Annotated in this window: 12 protein-coding genes; 10 read left to right on the top strand and 2 right to left on the bottom strand. The window is 62.4% G+C overall.

Annotation, left to right across the window (positions count from 1 at the left end):
• Positions 1-35: 35 nt before the first annotated feature.
• Positions 36-746, bottom strand: coding sequence for a cytidylate kinase-like family protein (locus AABA48_RS00665; protein WP_286351665.1), 711 nt, complete (start codon positions 744-746; stop codon positions 36-38).
• Positions 747-957: 211 nt separating this feature from the next.
• Between AABA48_RS00665 and AABA48_RS00670 the strand changes: the two genes are divergently transcribed.
• A complete protein-coding gene (locus AABA48_RS00670; RefSeq protein ID WP_286351666.1) occupies positions 958-1701 on the top strand; it encodes a DUF3108 domain-containing protein in 744 nt (247 codons plus the stop codon).
• A 67-nt stretch (positions 1702-1768) separates the two neighbouring features.
• Here the strand turns inward: AABA48_RS00670 and hcp are convergent, their stop codons facing one another.
• Positions 1769-3421 carry a hydroxylamine reductase gene (gene hcp / locus AABA48_RS00675; RefSeq protein ID WP_286351667.1) on the bottom strand — a complete coding sequence of 551 codons (1653 nt, stop codon included), beginning with the start codon at positions 3419-3421 and terminating at the stop codon, positions 1769-1771.
• A 213-nt stretch (positions 3422-3634) separates the two neighbouring features.
• Between hcp and AABA48_RS00680 the strand changes: the two genes are divergently transcribed.
• The 9 genes from AABA48_RS00680 to AABA48_RS00720 all read left to right on the top strand — a co-directional run bounded on the left by AABA48_RS00680 (position 3635) and on the right by AABA48_RS00720 (position 14830).
• Positions 3635-3976 carry a hypothetical protein gene (locus AABA48_RS00680; protein ID WP_286351668.1) on the top strand — a complete coding sequence of 114 codons (342 nt, stop codon included), beginning with the start codon at positions 3635-3637 and terminating at the stop codon, positions 3974-3976.
• A gap of 147 nt (positions 3977-4123) precedes the next feature.
• Complete coding sequence (locus AABA48_RS00685; RefSeq protein ID WP_286351669.1) at positions 4124-4507, top strand: hypothetical protein; 384 nt, start codon at positions 4124-4126, stop codon at positions 4505-4507.
• The gene (locus AABA48_RS00690; RefSeq protein ID WP_010941337.1) at positions 4508-5671 is read left to right on the top strand and encodes an ABC transporter permease; all 1164 of its coding nucleotides are present in this window, start codon (positions 4508-4510) and stop codon (positions 5669-5671) included.
• Positions 5664-6341, top strand: coding sequence for an ABC transporter ATP-binding protein (locus AABA48_RS00695; protein WP_286351670.1), 678 nt, complete (start codon positions 5664-5666; stop codon positions 6339-6341). The genes AABA48_RS00690 and AABA48_RS00695 overlap by 8 nt, the downstream gene beginning before the upstream one ends.
• A 155-nt stretch (positions 6342-6496) precedes the next feature.
• Positions 6497-7087: a class I SAM-dependent methyltransferase gene (locus tag AABA48_RS00700; RefSeq protein ID WP_286351671.1), complete on the top strand. Its 591-nt coding sequence runs from the start codon at positions 6497-6499 to the stop codon at positions 7085-7087.
• Between the two features lie 90 nt (positions 7088-7177).
• Positions 7178-10735 (top strand): DUF748 domain-containing protein, encoded by a 3558-nt coding sequence (locus AABA48_RS00705; protein ID WP_286351672.1) that lies wholly within the window; start codon positions 7178-7180, stop codon positions 10733-10735.
• 369 nt (positions 10736-11104) lie between these two features.
• A complete protein-coding gene (locus tag AABA48_RS00710; RefSeq protein ID WP_338270776.1) occupies positions 11105-12163 on the top strand; it encodes a sensor histidine kinase in 1059 nt (352 codons plus the stop codon).
• Positions 12163-12810, top strand: a complete 648-nt coding sequence (locus AABA48_RS00715; RefSeq protein ID WP_286352498.1) for a response regulator transcription factor — start codon at positions 12163-12165, stop codon at positions 12808-12810. The genes AABA48_RS00710 and AABA48_RS00715 overlap by 1 nt, the downstream gene beginning before the upstream one ends.
• 313 nt (positions 12811-13123) lie before the next feature.
• On the top strand, positions 13124-14830 hold the full coding sequence (locus AABA48_RS00720; protein ID WP_286351674.1) for a methyl-accepting chemotaxis protein: 1707 nt from the start codon (positions 13124-13126) through the stop codon (positions 14828-14830).
• Positions 14831-14837: the final 7 nt, after the last annotated feature.

Below are 14837 nucleotides of genomic sequence, written 5' to 3' on the forward strand. Positions count from 1 at the left end.
GGGGCGGTTTCCCGTCCCCCGGATCGACGAGGAACTCAGCCGCCTTTTCTGGCAACAAGATAATCGGCAATGGACCGGGCGATGAGGTCCGAGGAGTTCCGGTCATTGTTGAAGGCCAGGTGGTAGAGGCTCAGGTCGCTGATGTCGCGGTCGAGGAAGTCGCGGATGAAGCGGTCGCGTTCCTTCTGTTTCCGTTCCACCAGGTGCTCCGCCTCCTGGAGCGGCAGTTTCGCCCTGCGGGCGATGGAGCGGACCTTGTATTCGTGGGAGGCATAGATGCGGAAGTGGAAGCAGTTCGCCATGCTCTGGGTGATCACGGTGCTTCCCCGCCCGATGAGAATGACGTTGCCGGCGTCAGCCAGCGAGGCGATCTGGTCGCAGAGGATGCGGAAGTAATCCCGTTCGCTCTTCCAGTGAGGCGTGAGTGTGGCGATCATGTCGTCGAGGAAGCGGGGCCGATGGCCGAGGGAGTTGAAGACCTCCGTGGAAACATCAAGTCGTTTCGCCGCCTCCTCCAGCAGCCCTTTGTCCATGACTACCCATGGCTCTCCCGACTGCCGGTCCAGTATTTCCTTGAGCCGCTCGGCCATGGGAAAGGCTTCGCAGCCGAATTCCCGGGAAATGGTGACCGTCGGCCGGGTTTTTCTTTTTTTTCTCCCCTCAGTCTCGTCCTTCATGCGGCGTGTGACTTCAAGCATTCCGGCGATTCTCTGTTCGATGGACGGCACAAGTAGTTTCTCCGGCATGGCCTCCTCCTTTCGGGCGCTGATTCGGTGACGCCGCTTCGACGATCACGGCCCTCTGGTACTAATTGTGCCCTTGCCCGGAACGGAGTCAAGGGGTTGAGTCGGCGTCTTATTGTGGGATACTTGAATGCCGTGGGCGGGTAAGAGCGACCCGGCCCGCCGGATGCCGGTCTAAGAAGGGGACTCGTTGATGTCGTACGGAGGTGGGCGAATGAGGATCTATGCCGTTCTTGCCGCAGCAGTCGTAGTGCTGTGGGGGGGCTCGACGGTCGGGGCAGCGCCGAAGGTTCCCGAAAAGCTCGTGTACGAGTTGTCGTGGACCGGCGTCCCGGTCGGTACGGCCACCCAGGAGATTTCGGATGAGGGCGACGTCCGCACGATCGTTTCAACTGCCCGTTCCAACGACTGGCTATCGGCGTTTTTTCCCGTGGAGGACCGGATCGTGAGCAGTTATGACCGGCATCGGGCACCCTTCCCGGGGCTGGCCCGCCACTACCGGCTCCAGACCCGGGAAGGAAACCGGCGGCGGGACCGGGAGATCGTGTTCGAGCATGAGCGCGGAGTGGCCCGGTTTACCGATCACAAAACCGGGGAAAAGGCGAATATCCCTATTCCGGTCGATACCATTGACGTGTACGGCAGTTTTTACTACGTGCGCTACCTGCCCCTGGAGGTGGGAACGTCCCACCACCTTAATATCCTTGACAGCAAGCGCCAGCGGCTCATTGAGGTGCGGGTGCTGCGGAAGGAAAAGCTCAAAACCGTGCTCGGCGAAGTGGAGACCATCGTCATCCAGCCACTGGTCTATTCGGAGGGGGTGTTCGAGGGAAAGGGGACCGTGCATATTTGGCTCACCGATGATGAGCGGCGCATTCCGGTGCGGGCGCGAACCAGGGTCACGGTGGGGAGCGTGACGGCAACGCTGGTGGACGGGACCTTCGAGAAAAAGCGGTAGCAGGATAGACAAACGGCGCGGAGAACATTCTCCGCGCCGTTTGCGTGCCCGCTGCAGGATCAGGGGGTTACTGGCCGAGGGCTGCCTTGAGGTCGGCTTCCACCGTGGTGATGGGGCCCAGGTTGAAGTTCTCAACAAGGAAGTTGAGGACGTTCGGGGTGACGAAGGCCGGGAGGCTGGGGCCGATCTTGATGTTCCTGATCCCCAGGTGGAGCAGCGACAGGAGGATGACCACCGCCTTCTGCTCGTACCAGGAGAGGATCATGGACAGGGGCAGATCGTTCACGCCGCAGTTGAAGGCGTTGGCCAGGGCCAGGGCGATCTGGAGGGCCGAGTAGGCATCGTTGCACTGGCCGATGTCCAAGAGCCGCGGAATGCCGCCGATGTCGCCGAACTCGAGCTTGTTGAAGCGGTACTTGCCGCAGGCGAGGGTCAGGATGACGCAGTCCTGGGGCACCTTCTCGGCCAGTTCGGTGTAGTAGTTGCGGCCCGGCTTGGCGCCGTCGCAGCCGCCGATGAGGAAGAAGTGCTTGATGGCTCCTGCCTTCACCCCTTCAATGACCTTGTCGGCAACGCCGAGGACGGCGTTGTGGCCAAAGCCGGTGAGGATTTCCTTTTCCGGCGCGTCTGCCAGTTCGGGGCACTCAAGAGCCTTGTTGATGACCTCGGAGAAGTCCCAGCCGGAGATGTGCTTTACGCCGGGCCATCCCACCTGGCCCCAGGAGAAGAGGCGGTCCTTGTAAGAGTCGGCCGGCCGTTGGATGCAGTTGGTGTTGAAGATGATGGCGCCGGGGAAGAGGGGGAATTCCCTGGCCTGATCCTGCCACGCGCCGCCGAAGTTGCCGTAGAGGTGCGGATACTTCTGCTTCAGGCCCGGATAGCCGTGGGCCGGGAGCATCTCGCCGTGGGTGTAGATGTCGATCCCCTTGCCGGCGGTCTGCTTGAGGAGTTCTTCAAGCATGCGCAGGTCGTGGCCCGACACGAGAATCCCCTTGTTCCTCCGGGTGCCGGTGGGTACCTTGGTGGGGACCGGATGGCCATAGTGATCCACGTGCCCCTCGTTCAGCATGCCCATCACGGTGATGTTGAGCTTGCCGCACTCCATGGAGAGTCCGACGAAGTCCATGAGCCCCTTGGCGGGGTCGGCGGTGGCTGCCATGGCCTTGTGGAAGAAGGCGAAGACTTCTTCGTTCTTCTTGCCGAGGATGTAGGCGTGGTCGGCGTAGGCCGCCATTCCCTTGAGGCCGTAGATGAGGATCTCGATGGCGGAGCGCACGTCGGCGTCGGTGTGGTGGGTGTTGATGCCGTGCTCGAGTCCCTGCTTCACGAGCCCTTCGAGATCGCCGGCGATGACCCAGGCGGCGGGACCGGCAGCGATCGCCGGGGCGTGGCCGCCGTTCTTCTCGCGGTAGGCGGTTTCATAGAGGGACTTGGCCTTTTCCTTCATGTCGTAGCAGGTGCGGAGCTTGCCAGCGAGGCTGACCGGATCGAAGTCCACGTTGGTGACGGTGGTGAAGAGCCCTTCGATCATGAAGAGGTCGATGGCCTCGTCCCTGGCTCCCAGTTCGCGGGCCTTGTCAGCGTAAATGGCGAGCCCCTTGAGCCCGTAGAGCATCAGATCCTGCAGCGCGGCGACCTCGGGATTTTTCCCGCAGACTCCCATGATCTCGCAGCCGACGCCCTTGGCGGCCTGTTCGCACTGGTTACAGAACATTCCCATTGCTGTTTCCTCCTTGGTTTTTGGTTGTGTTCAACGGATCGGTATTGGGTAACTATAACCGCGATCCGCCGGTTTTCAATGATGCGTGTCTCTTTGATACCCCAGCGGCGGGCTGATCTCCTTGACGTGGGTCAAGGTTTGCATCTTTGACCGGTACGCGGCCGCGGCGTTTTCGGGTTGACAAGGACACCGCGAACTTCATAAAGTTAAGCCATGCGTTCGGGAATTATTCGCATCGTCTCTCTCCTCACCCTCGTGGCGGCCCTGCTCGTCTGCTCCGGCATTGCCGAGAGCAGCGTATTCGCCACGGACATGCCGACTGCGGATACTTGCTGCCCCGTACAGCCCCAGGAGCAGGATGCGGACCGGGACAATATGCCGGTGCCCTGCTCCGATGCCGCGTGCGCCTGCCCGTCGTGCCTTGTGGCCGACGGACACGTGCATCACTCCCCTGCAATTCCCCATGCCGAAGGAAGTTGCGGCGCCGTTGCCGTGCGCTCCCTGCCGCCGTCTCCCGTTGCACCACCCATAGAGTATCCCCCCGAGTCAGCCTGATCCTTTTTACTCCCTGTTAGTGTCGTTATTATCTATCGTCGGGCCGCTATCCGTCGTCTCGTCCGTGCATGTGCGCGGTTCGGGCAGTGGCGCGTCCGGGGCGCCATGGTGCGTCCGACTTTCATGTCCATTCAAGGAGATCAGAAGATGCGCAAGAACATGCTTATGGCTGTGACGATGCTCGTACTGGCGCTGGGTGCCCTTACCCTCACCGGCTGCAACGAGCAGATATTCAACGTGAACGACGTGGCCTCGGACCCCACGGCCTATACGGGCACCATCACCATCGCCGGGGTCATGGGGGGGACGTCGCAGGCGGACCGGACCGTCTTCGGCATCATGGATCTGAAGGAACTGGCCTGCACCACGCCGGGCTGCAACAAGATATTCATCCCGATCCGCGCCAACGGAACGGTTCCCGCCCTCGGCGACGAGGTACGGGTGACCGGCAGCTTCCGGACCGAGCCGGGCGGCCTCATCTTTGTGGCCGAAAAGATGAAGGTGGTGAAGAACCACAAGATCGGAGGGTAGATGAACATCACTAAACTGGTGGTTAAGAACATCACCCGCCGGCGGGGGAGGTTCGTGTTCACCCTTCTGGGCATTACCATCGGCATCGCCTCGTTTGTGGCATTTCTGGCCCTGGGGGGCGGGCTCAAGGATGAGGTGCGGCGCGAGGCAGCCGCCCTGGGGGCGAACCTGGTGGTGACCCCCAAAGGGTCGTGCGCCTATGAGCAGGTATCGATTCTCACCGGCGAGCAGCTTCCCTCCACCATCACCATGGAGGAGGTGGGCCGGGTCGCGGCCATCCAGGGGCTCACGGCGGTGCCGGTCCTGACCGAGAAGACCGCCATCCGGAACCGTCCCGTGGGGGTGGCCGGCGTTCTCCCCGATGCCATGAAGCCGTTCAAGGGGTGGGAGGTGCGCAGCGGAGAGTATTTCGCGAACAATGACGAGCGGGTCGTGGTGGTCGGCGCGGCCGCGGCCGAATCCTTCGGCCTCAAGCCCGGCGACGAGGTGACCATCCGCGGGACGCGGCTGCCGGTGAAGGGGGTGTTGAAGGAGACCGGCAGCAAGGACGACACCACCCTGTTCCTGGCCCTCTCCGTGGCCCAGGAGCTCTTCAAGGCCGCCGGCAAGGCGTCGTTCGTGGCGGTGAAGGTGGACGACCTCTCCCGGACCGACGACTACATCATGAAGATCAAGGAAACGGTGAACGCGGGGGTCGTGTCGGACAAGCAGATGCTCAAGTCGGTCCTGGGCATCATCGGCACGGTGAATGTGACGCTTCAGTTGATCGCCGCGATATCGGTGCTGGCCGCGGCCTTCGGCATCGTCAATACCATGATGACCGCCACCTACGAGCGGCGTCGCGAGATCGGCATCCTCCAGGCCATCGGGGCGCGACGCAGGGAAATATTCGCCATTTTTCTCATGGAGTCCGGATTCTACGGCCTCCTGGGCGGCATCTGCGGCGTCGCGGGAGGCCTGGCGGCGTCGATCCTGGTCGGGCCCATGGTAAATCAGAATGCCTTCCTGGCCTTCGTGAAGGGCAATGACCCTGCGGCGGTCCTGGACCCGAAGCTCATGGTCGGCTCAGTGGCCTTCTCGGTGGCGGTTGCCCTGGTGGCCGGGCTCTATCCCGCGTGGCGCGCCGCGCGGCTCACCCCAGTGGAGGCGATCAGCCATGAGTGACGCAATCATCCGGACGGAAAACCTGACCAAAACGTACGGCTCCGGCCAAGTAACCACCCACGCCCTGCGGGGAGTGAGCCTGGAGATCCCGCGCGGCGCGTTCTGTGCTATCGTGGGGCCTTCGGGGCACGGTAAAAGCACCCTCATGCACCTGGTGGGAGGGCTCGATCGACCCTCGGCCGGCCAGGTGGCAGTGGACGGCATCGAGCTGACCGGTCTTGCCAACAGTGATCTGGCGCGGCTGCGGGCCGAGAAGATCGGCTTCGTGTTCCAGTTTTTCAACCTGTTGGGCAGTCTCACGGCCGAGGAGAACGTGGCTGCTGCCATGATGTTCGCGGGCATCCCGGAAAAGCGGCAAAAGGAACGGGCCCGGGAATTGCTGGAACTGGTGGGGCTCGGGGAGAAACTGGGCGCACGGCCCCGCCAGCTCTCGGGGGGCCAGCAGCAGCGCGTGGCCATTGCCCGTGCCCTGGCCAACGACCCCGACATTCTCCTCATGGACGAGCCCACGGGCAACCTGGATTCGGCCGCAGAGGCCGAGGTGCTGGCGGCCGTGGCTGAGCTCCACCGTCAGGGGAAGACGGTGGTGATCGTTACCCACAACCCGGAGATCGCCCGCCAGGCCCAGATGGTGGTAGAGATCAGGGATGGTCGGCTGGCCTCGGCCTGATGGAACGCGTGCCGCATCCCTGTGTGGATGGCCCGCTCCCGAAAGGGGGCGGGCTTTTTTTATACCTCAAGGTATGGTAGTTGTGCTGGGGGTGGGTATCAATCGCGCCTGCCGCGGAGCGGTATCCCGAGTCAGGCGGTCGGGGGAGGGGTGGAATGGGAGAAGAGCAGGAGCGCTGGGACCAGCGGTATCTTTCGGAGGAGTGTCTGCTGGGGGAGCGGCCGTCGCGACTTCTTGCCGAGTGGATCGATGAGCTGAAGCGGCTCTGTCCCGGCCGGCGCGCTCTGGACATCGCCTGCGGCGAGGGGCGGAACAGTATCTTTCTGGCCCGGCACGGGTTTGCCGTCACCGGCCTCGACATCTCGCCCGTGGGGCTGGACAAGGCCCGGCGCTGGGCGGCGCGGGAGAAGCTCTCCGTTGATTTTCTGCTGACGGACCTTGAGGGGTACCGGATCACCGGAACCTACGATCTGATCATCAACTTCAATTTTCTCCTTCGGGACCTGATTCCCCGCGAGGTGGCGGCCCTTGCGCCGGGCGGGATGCTCATCTTCGACACCATCCTCCAGTCGCCCACTGCGCCGGTGCCCCACAAAAAGGAGTATCTGCTGCAACCCGGCGAACTGGCGCGGCTGTTCGCCCCCTATCCGGGGACCGTTCTCTACCACGCAGAATTTCCCGACGATGCCACGCCCACGGCAAAGCTCATCTTCCGGAATACGCCGGGCGTGCAGGCTGACGGGTAAGGGGAGGGCGGTGCTTCGCGACTTTGACATGGCAGACCTTTCTGCCACAATTATCAGTATGCGGTGACTTCAAAGGGGTGTGAACAGCTCATGAAACTGTGGCACAAGGTGGCAATCGGCGCAGGCGCGTGCAGTATCCTTCTGGTCGGCTTTATCGGCCTCATCCTGCCTGGAATCGTGAAAACACGGGCCATGGAGGGAGTAGAGGCAGCCACCGGCCGGAAGCTTTTGGTGGGGGATATTTCCATCAATCCGTTCACCTGGACGGTGGAGGTGCGCGATGTCAGCTTCACCGAGCCCGACAAGACCACGGTCTTCGCCTCTTTCAGCAGCGCACGGGTCCAGGTGAGCCCCGCCTCCATTTTCCGGATGGCTCCCGTGGTCCGCGAGGCCCGGCTTTCGTCCCCCCATGTCCGGCTCGTGCGCGTGGGACCCAATACCTACAACTTTTCCGACCTGCTCGGGAAAAAGAAGGCCGAGCCCAAGAAAGACGAGGGGGTGCCCCGCTTTTCCCTCAACAATATCACCATCGCCAACGGTTCCCTGGACTTCCTGGACCAGGGGGAGCGGATCATGCGACGCCACGAAGTGCGGCGGCTCGATCTGGGCATTCCGTTTCTCAGCACTATCCCCTACTTTGCCGACCGCTACATAACCCCCCGCTTCAGCGCCCTGGTCAATGATGCCCCGGTGCGGGCCGAGGGGAAGCTGCGCCCCTTTGCCAAGGCGGCCGAGTATGATCTCAATGTGGACCTGCGCGACCTGGCCATCAAGCGCTTTGCATCCTATATCCCGGCCAATCTGCCGATTCTGGTGCAGGACGGAACCCTGTCCACCACCCTCGGCATCACCTACCGGGTTGCCGAAGGAAAAGATCCGGACCTGATGGTTTCCGGCTCGGCGCGGCTGGCCGGGGTCAAGGTCGCCGAGCATGGTGGCGTGCCGCTCCTGGCGCTGGCTGGGCTGGAAGCCCGCCTGAATCGTGCCCGGGTGCTGGCCGGGGAGTTTCCCCTTTCGCTGGTGACCCTGGAGCGTCCCGAGATCCATCTGGCGCGGGACGCAGCGGGGATCTGGAACCTGCAGCGCCTGGCCGGGAAAAAGAAGGCGGCGCCGGCCGCCGCGGAAAAGCCTGCACCGCCGGGCCGCAAGCCGCTCGTGTCCGTGGCCGAGTTCCGTCTGGCAGACGGTGCGGTGCACCTGGACGACCGCCTTCCCGCCGGCGGCTTTGCCGCCCGGGTGGAAAAGATCGCCATGACCGTCAAGGGTTTCTCCACCGCGCCGGGCACGGCTGCCGACTGCATGTTCTCTCTTGCCACCGGCCGGGGAGAAGAGGCGCGGGTGGAGGGGCGCGTCACCCCCGATCCACTGGCGCTGACCGGCTCCGTCCAGGTGTCCGGCATCGACCTGGGGGCCTACTATCCCTATCTGAGCCCCTACCTGACGGCCCCGGTGACGGGGAAGCTCGACGCGGGCGCGGATATCGGCTTCAGCACGCCCGACGGAGTCCGGGTGGACAAGGGGCGCATCCGCCTCGCCTCGCTCAGGGTGCCTTTCGAGGGGAAGGATGACGCCCGCCTGGCCGAGGTGGCCGGGGAGGATATCGCGTTCGTGCAGAAGGATGCCAACCTGACGGTGGGCGCGGTGCGGTTGCGTGACGGAGAGGTCCGGTTCTCCCGCGACGGGAAGGGAGTGTGGTCTCCCCTCAAGCTGGTGCGGCCGCCCGGATCGGCACCGGCGAAACAGCCCGCCCGGCCCAGGGGAAAGGCAGCCGCTCCGTTCAGCTATCGTATCGGCACGGTGAGTCTGTCGGGCCTCACCGCCTCGTTCACTGATGGCACCATCGAGGATCGTCCCACCTTTACCCTGCGGAGGATCGCGGCGGGGGTGGAAAACCTCACCGGTCCGAAATTCGGCCAGATACCCTTCCGCTTTGCCGCCCGTTACGGCAAGGAGGGCGAACTCCGGACAACGGGCAGGGTCCGGCCCGAGCCCCTCGCCGTCAACGGCAACGTGACCATCAGGCAGCTTCCCCTGACCGATTTCGATTACTATCTGCCAAAGAATCTTCTCGCCATCCTGGCCGACGGCACCCTCGACACCACCATGGCCGTCAGCCTTGCCCGCAGCAGCGGCAAGCTGACCGGGAGCTTCGCCGGCGGGCTGGGGGTTCGTTCCTTCTACCTGCTGGACGGTGACGGCGAAGACCTGCTCCGCTGGGAAAGCCTCCAGCTCGACAAGGTCAAGGGGAACATCGACCCCTTCAGTCTCGACATTCGCGAGGTGGCCCTCAACCAGTTCTACTCCAAGATCGTCATCGATCCGGATGGCCGCCTCAACCTCCAGAAGCTCTTCGCTCCCGCACCGGAGCCGGCGGAGGGGGCGGCAAAGACTGAAGCCGTCGCGGCTGCGGCGCAGCCGGCTCCGGAGACGCCGGCCCGGCAGCGGGCCATCACCATCGGCGCGGTCACCATGCAGGCGGGGACCCTCGACTTCAGCGACAGGCACATGCCGAAACCCTACGCCACCACCTTCTACAACCTGGGCGGCCGGGTGAGCGGCCTCACGTCGGAGGAGAGCAAATTTGCCGACGTGGACCTGCGGGGGAACCTGGAGAACCACTCCCCGATCAGCATAACCGGAAGGATCAATCCCTTGCGCGACGATCTCTTCGCCGACATCAAGGTGCGGTTCACCGACATCGAACTCTCGCCCATGACACCTTACTCCGGCACCTACCTGGGGTATGCCGTTGACAAGGGGAAACTCTTCCTGGACCTCCAGTACAAGATCGAGAACAAACAATTGAATTCCGAGAACAAGGTCTTCATCGACCAGCTCACCTTCGGCAACCGGATTGAGAGCGACAAGGCAACGGGCCTGCCGGTGCGTCTGGCAGTGGCACTGCTGAAGGATCGCAAGGGTGAAATCCACCTGGACCTGCCGGTCACCGGCCGCACGGACGATCCCCAGTTCAGCGTCTGGCGGGTGGTGCTCCAGATCCTGAAAAACCTGCTGGTGAAGGCGGCAACATCTCCTTTTGCGCTGCTCCAGTCCGCCTTCGGCGGCGGCGCCGATCTGAGCGTCATCTCTTTCGGCTATGGTTCGGCGGAGCTTGCTCCGGCGGAGCAGGACAAGCTCCGAAAAATCGCCCAGGCCCTGGCCGATCGCCCCGCCATCAAGGTGGAAGTGGCCGGCTACGTGGAGCGGGACAAGGATGCCGAGGGATACCGGTCCGAGTTGCTGAGGCGGAAGGTGCGGGCGGAGAAGTTCCTTGAGATGGTGAAGAAAAAGCAGAACAAGCCGGGCGATTCGGCCGAGACGGTGGCCGTGGCGCCGGAGGAGTACGTGCGATTGCTCACGGCGGTCTACAAGAAGGAAAAGTTCCCCAAGCCGCGCACCATCATCGGTACGGTGAAGGAGCTCCCCGAGGCGGAGATGACCAAGCTGATCCTTGCCAATACGGTCGTGGGCGACGCTGAGCTCAAGACCTTGGCCGACGAACGGGCCGCCGCGGTCCGCACTTTCCTGGTGGAGCAGGGTAAGCTTGACTCGGCCCGGATCTTCCAGAAAAGTGGCGACATCTTCAAACGCCCCGATAAACAGGGCGAACGCGGCGCCCGGGTTGAATTCGGCGCAGCAGTTGACTGATGGGGTAACAAAGGGGGCGGCCGGCGATACGTCCGCCCCCTTTGTTACCGAGCCCGGCAAGACCACAGCCTCCTTCCATGGATTTCTTTCGTTGGGCCCCGCCGCACCTGATAGTGTAATTCCGGGGTGAGGGGATAGGGGGGTAACGGGCTGATGTCAATGATGCTTTTGCGGTGCAGGGGAGCGTTGTTTCACCCTGTTTTCCTGTTTTCGTCTGTCGTCCGTTGGCACGAATTTTTTTCCTTTGTTCGTATTTGGATGATTTACGGCCAGGAGGGTGTTGTTCCATAGTTACGCTGTTGACAACAGTAAAATTTATGGTAACGCGAGGAGCGCACGAAGCCGATGATGTCAGTGCTCCGAGACAACATGTTCGGTCTGTTCATGCAGCATCTTCCCGGAGTCTCCTTTTTCAAGGACCTTGCCGGCCGCTACCTCTATGTCAATGACCAGTGGAAGCGGCTTGTGTCGTCGGGCTCCGCCGAAGACCTACCTGGAGGTCCTGACGAGGATGCTTGCGCACGGCAGTTCGAAGAGAACGACCAACGAGTCATTGCGGAAGCGGCCGGCATCCAGACCGTGGAAACGGTGCAGGCCGAAGACGGTGCGCACCACTGGATCATGAGCGAGTTCCCGATCCGTGACGAACAGGGCGAGGTCGTTCTGCTGGGCGGGATCGGCTTCGACATTACGCATCGTTTGCGTCTAGAGGAAGAGCTGAATATCTACCGGGAGCGGCTTGCGTCCCTGGCGGTGGAGCTTGCCGTTGCCGAAGACCGTGAGCGCAGCCGCATCGCGGGCGAGCTTCACGATCAGGTGGGCCAGAATCTTTTCCTGGCGGGGCTCAAGCTTGGCTCGTTGAAGATATCCTCTCTAAGCGATGATGACCGCCGCGCGGTGGAAGAGATCAGGCAACTCGTCAGCGGCGCTCTGCAGGATATCCGTTCGCTGACCTGTCAGCTCCGGCCGCCGCTCCTTGCCCATGGGGGGCTGGTCGCAGCTCTTTGCTGGCTGGGGGAGCAATTTCGGGAAGACTTCGGGCTGCAGGTGGAGATCTTTGATGACCAGCATGAGAAGCCGCTCTCGCCTGAGGTCAGTTCGATGCTCTTTCAGGTCGTCAGGGAGTTGATGCTGAACATTGCAAAGCATGCGTCGGTCCCGCGGGCGGCCATATCCGTCACGACGGAGGACAGCGCCATCACCATAACCGTTGAAGACGGGGGGGCAGGGTTCGATGTTTCCTCCGTGAGCCTTAACTGCGGCAAGAGCGGCGGTTTTGGCCTCTTCAACGCTCGGCAGAAAATAGAGTGCCTGGGCGGGACGCTGACGGTCCAGTCGGAACCAGGCTGCGGCACCCGTACGGTCATCCGCGTTCCGCTGAAAGGGGAACAGCACGGTACACTCCATGCCGAAAGTGGAGCGCAATGATGCTGCGGGTACTGCTGGTCGATGACCACCGGATCGTGCTGGAGGGGCTGCGGGCCCTCGTGAGCGAGCATTCCGACCTGGAGGTCGTCGGGGTCGCGTGCGACGGGGCAACGGCCGTCGAGCTCACCCGACAGCTGCGGCCTGACGTGGTGGTGATGGACATAACGATGCCCGGCATGAACGGCATTGAGGCGACCCGGCGCATCGTGGCGGAATTTCCCCGCACCCGGGTTCTTATCCTGTCCATGGAGTCGGAGCGGCGGTTTGTCCTCGAGGTCCTCAAGACCGGTGCCCACGGCTATCTGCTGAAGGATTGCAGCCAGGACGAGCTGGTTTCGGCAATTCGTCACGTGGCGGGGGGCGAACCCTACCTTGGGCCCCGTATCACCGAGATGATCATTCGAGCCTACATGGAACGGATTCCTGATGATACACTCCTGACCCATACCCTTCTATCCCTCCGCGAACGAGAGGTGCTGCAGCTGATTGCCGCCGGGAAGAGCACAAAAGAGATCGCCTTTGCCTTCGGGGTGAGCCTCAAAACCATCGAGACCCAGCGTCACAGCATCATGAAAAAGCTCAACCTTTACAGTGTCGCGGAACTTACCAAGTATGCCATTCGCGAAGGGCTCACCCCGCTCCGCTGACCAGAGTCGCCTCTTCTCCTCACCCCTGCTTTGGGGTTTTTCGAAATCTCACCTCGCAATCCGCTGATAGAGAAATCATTCCCCCAATCCGAATACAATATACAGAGAATATGCGTCGCCCCGGCCGAGACGGGGCATTCCCGCGATGTGACCACGTGTGACTTGCCAAGCCTGCCCATGGTCCGGCCCCGGAGCCCGCTCATTATCTCCGCTTCCCCGCATGCCGGGAGGGGAGATGGCGCGACAGTGTGTGTACCCGGCGCCATCGGGAACAACGCGGATCCCGCAACAACACCCAACAAGGAGGCAGCGCATGAAGTGGTTCGAGGAACTCAAGGTTTCAAGCAAGCTGGCCGTGTCATTCATGGTGGTCATAGTTCTGACGACTTTCCTTGGAATCTTTTCCATATTCGAGCTGTCGCGAGTCAATGAGACGGGAACCGACATGGCGGAGAACTGGATCCCCAGCCTCAACGCGATATCGGCCATGCAACTGGATTTCGCCAGCTACCGCCGTCTTGAGCTGCAGCATATTCTGGAGGTGGAGAGCGCCGGGCAGAAAACGTACGAAGAGAGAATGGCGGGGCTCGTCAAGAGTATTGCCGAGCACCAGAAAGAATACGAACCATTGCTGTCAACGCCGGAAGAGAAGCAAATGCTTCAGGAGTTCAGCACAAAATGGCAGGAATACCTGAACGAAGGCAAGCCGGTCCTTGAGCTGTCCCGGCAGAATAAGGCCCAGGAAGCAACCGCCCTCCTGAATGCAAACTCGCGCAAACTGTACAACGAAGCCGGAGCCCTGATCGACAAGCTCAAGACGCTGAACACGCAGGGGGCCAAGGATGCCAGCGCACGTGGCGATAAACTCTATTCCTCGGCACGTATCTGGATCATCGGTTCGCTGATCGCCTGTATTGTCCTTGCAGTAGTCATGGGGCTGGTGATTACGCGGGTGCTTCTCAGGCAGCTTGGCGGGGAGCCGACGGCAATTGCCGATATTGCCAACAAGCTTGCGGATGGCGATTTGCGCATCGCCTTTGACACCACCGGCAAGGCGGAAACGGGCGTGTATGCGGCGATGCACAACATGGTTGAGAAGCTGAAGGGAGTGGTAGCGGACGTGAAGAGCGCGGCGGACAACGTTGCCGCCGGCAGCCAGGAGCTCTCCTCCAGCTCCGAGGAGATGAGCCAGGGTGCCACCGAGCAGGCGGCCGCGGCCGAAGAGGCCTCCAGTTCCATGGAGCAGATGAGCTCCAACATCCGGCAGAACGCCGACAACGCCACCCAGACCGAGAAGATCGCCCTGAAGAGCGCCTCCGACGCCAAGCAGGGTGGCACGGCCGTGGCTGAAACCGTCGTGGCCATGAAGGAAATCGCCTCCAAGATCTCGATCATCGAGGAGATCGCCCGTCAGACGAACCTGTTGGCGCTGAACGCGGCCATTGAAGCGGCGCGAGCCGGCGAGCACGGCAAAGGGTTCGCGGTGGTGGCGGCCGAGGTCAGAAAGCTTGCCGAGCGGAGCCAGAAAGCGGCGGGCGAGATCAGCGAGCTGTCTGCCTCCAGCGTGCAGGTGGCCGAAGACGCCGGCGAGATGCTGACGCGGATCGTGCCGGACATCCAGCGTACCGCGGAGCTGGTGCAGGAGATCAGTGCCGCGTGCAAGGAACAGGACACGGGCGCGGAGCAGATCAACAAAGCGATCCAGCAACTGGACCAGGTGATCCAGCAGAACGCCAGCGCCAGCGAAGAGATGGCGTCCACCAGCGAAGAACTGGCCAGCCAGGCCGAACAGCTGCAGGCAACCATTTCATTCTTCCGGACCGATGATCGTGGCGCGTCGAGCCGGAGTGCGGCCCGTCGGCCCGTTGCCAAGAAAAAGGCAGCGATCCCTCATCTGGGTCACGGCACGTCCAACGGCTACCATGCCGAGTCCGCGACGCAGCGAAAAGTGGCGGTAGGCGGCGGGGTGGATCTGAACCTGGACACCGATCACCTGGACGACCAGTTCGAGAGATTCTAGGAGGGAG

Origin of the sequence: Geobacter sp. 60473 (genome assembly GCF_036323535.1) — a bacterium.
Classification (GTDB): Bacteria; Desulfobacterota; Desulfuromonadia; order Geobacterales; family Geobacteraceae; genus Geobacter; species Geobacter sulfurreducens.

Bases quoted from the DNA above. Each gene is read 5' to 3' on its own strand.
- AABA48_RS00665 (WP_286351665.1), bottom strand. From the start codon at position 746: ATGCCGGAGAAACTACTTGTGCCGTCCATCGAACAGAGAATCGCCGGA.
- AABA48_RS00705 (WP_286351672.1), top strand. From the start codon at position 7,178: ATGAAACTGTGGCACAAGGTGGCAATCGGCGCAGGCGCGTGCAGTATC.
- AABA48_RS00690 (WP_010941337.1), top strand. From the start codon at position 4,508: ATGAACATCACTAAACTGGTGGTTAAGAACATCACCCGCCGGCGGGGG.
- hcp (WP_286351667.1), bottom strand. From the start codon at position 3,421: ATGGGAATGTTCTGTAACCAGTGCGAACAGGCCGCCAAGGGCGTCGGC.
- AABA48_RS00670 (WP_286351666.1), top strand. From the start codon at position 958: ATGAGGATCTATGCCGTTCTTGCCGCAGCAGTCGTAGTGCTGTGGGGG.
- AABA48_RS00685 (WP_286351669.1), top strand. From the start codon at position 4,124: ATGCGCAAGAACATGCTTATGGCTGTGACGATGCTCGTACTGGCGCTG.
- AABA48_RS00720 (WP_286351674.1), top strand. From the start codon at position 13,124: ATGAAGTGGTTCGAGGAACTCAAGGTTTCAAGCAAGCTGGCCGTGTCA.
- AABA48_RS00700 (WP_286351671.1), top strand. From the start codon at position 6,497: ATGGGAGAAGAGCAGGAGCGCTGGGACCAGCGGTATCTTTCGGAGGAG.
- AABA48_RS00715 (WP_286352498.1), top strand. From the start codon at position 12,163: ATGCTGCGGGTACTGCTGGTCGATGACCACCGGATCGTGCTGGAGGGG.
- AABA48_RS00695 (WP_286351670.1), top strand. From the start codon at position 5,664: ATGAGTGACGCAATCATCCGGACGGAAAACCTGACCAAAACGTACGGC.
- AABA48_RS00680 (WP_286351668.1), top strand. From the start codon at position 3,635: ATGCGTTCGGGAATTATTCGCATCGTCTCTCTCCTCACCCTCGTGGCG.
- AABA48_RS00710 (WP_338270776.1), top strand. From the start codon at position 11,105: ATGTTCGGTCTGTTCATGCAGCATCTTCCCGGAGTCTCCTTTTTCAAG.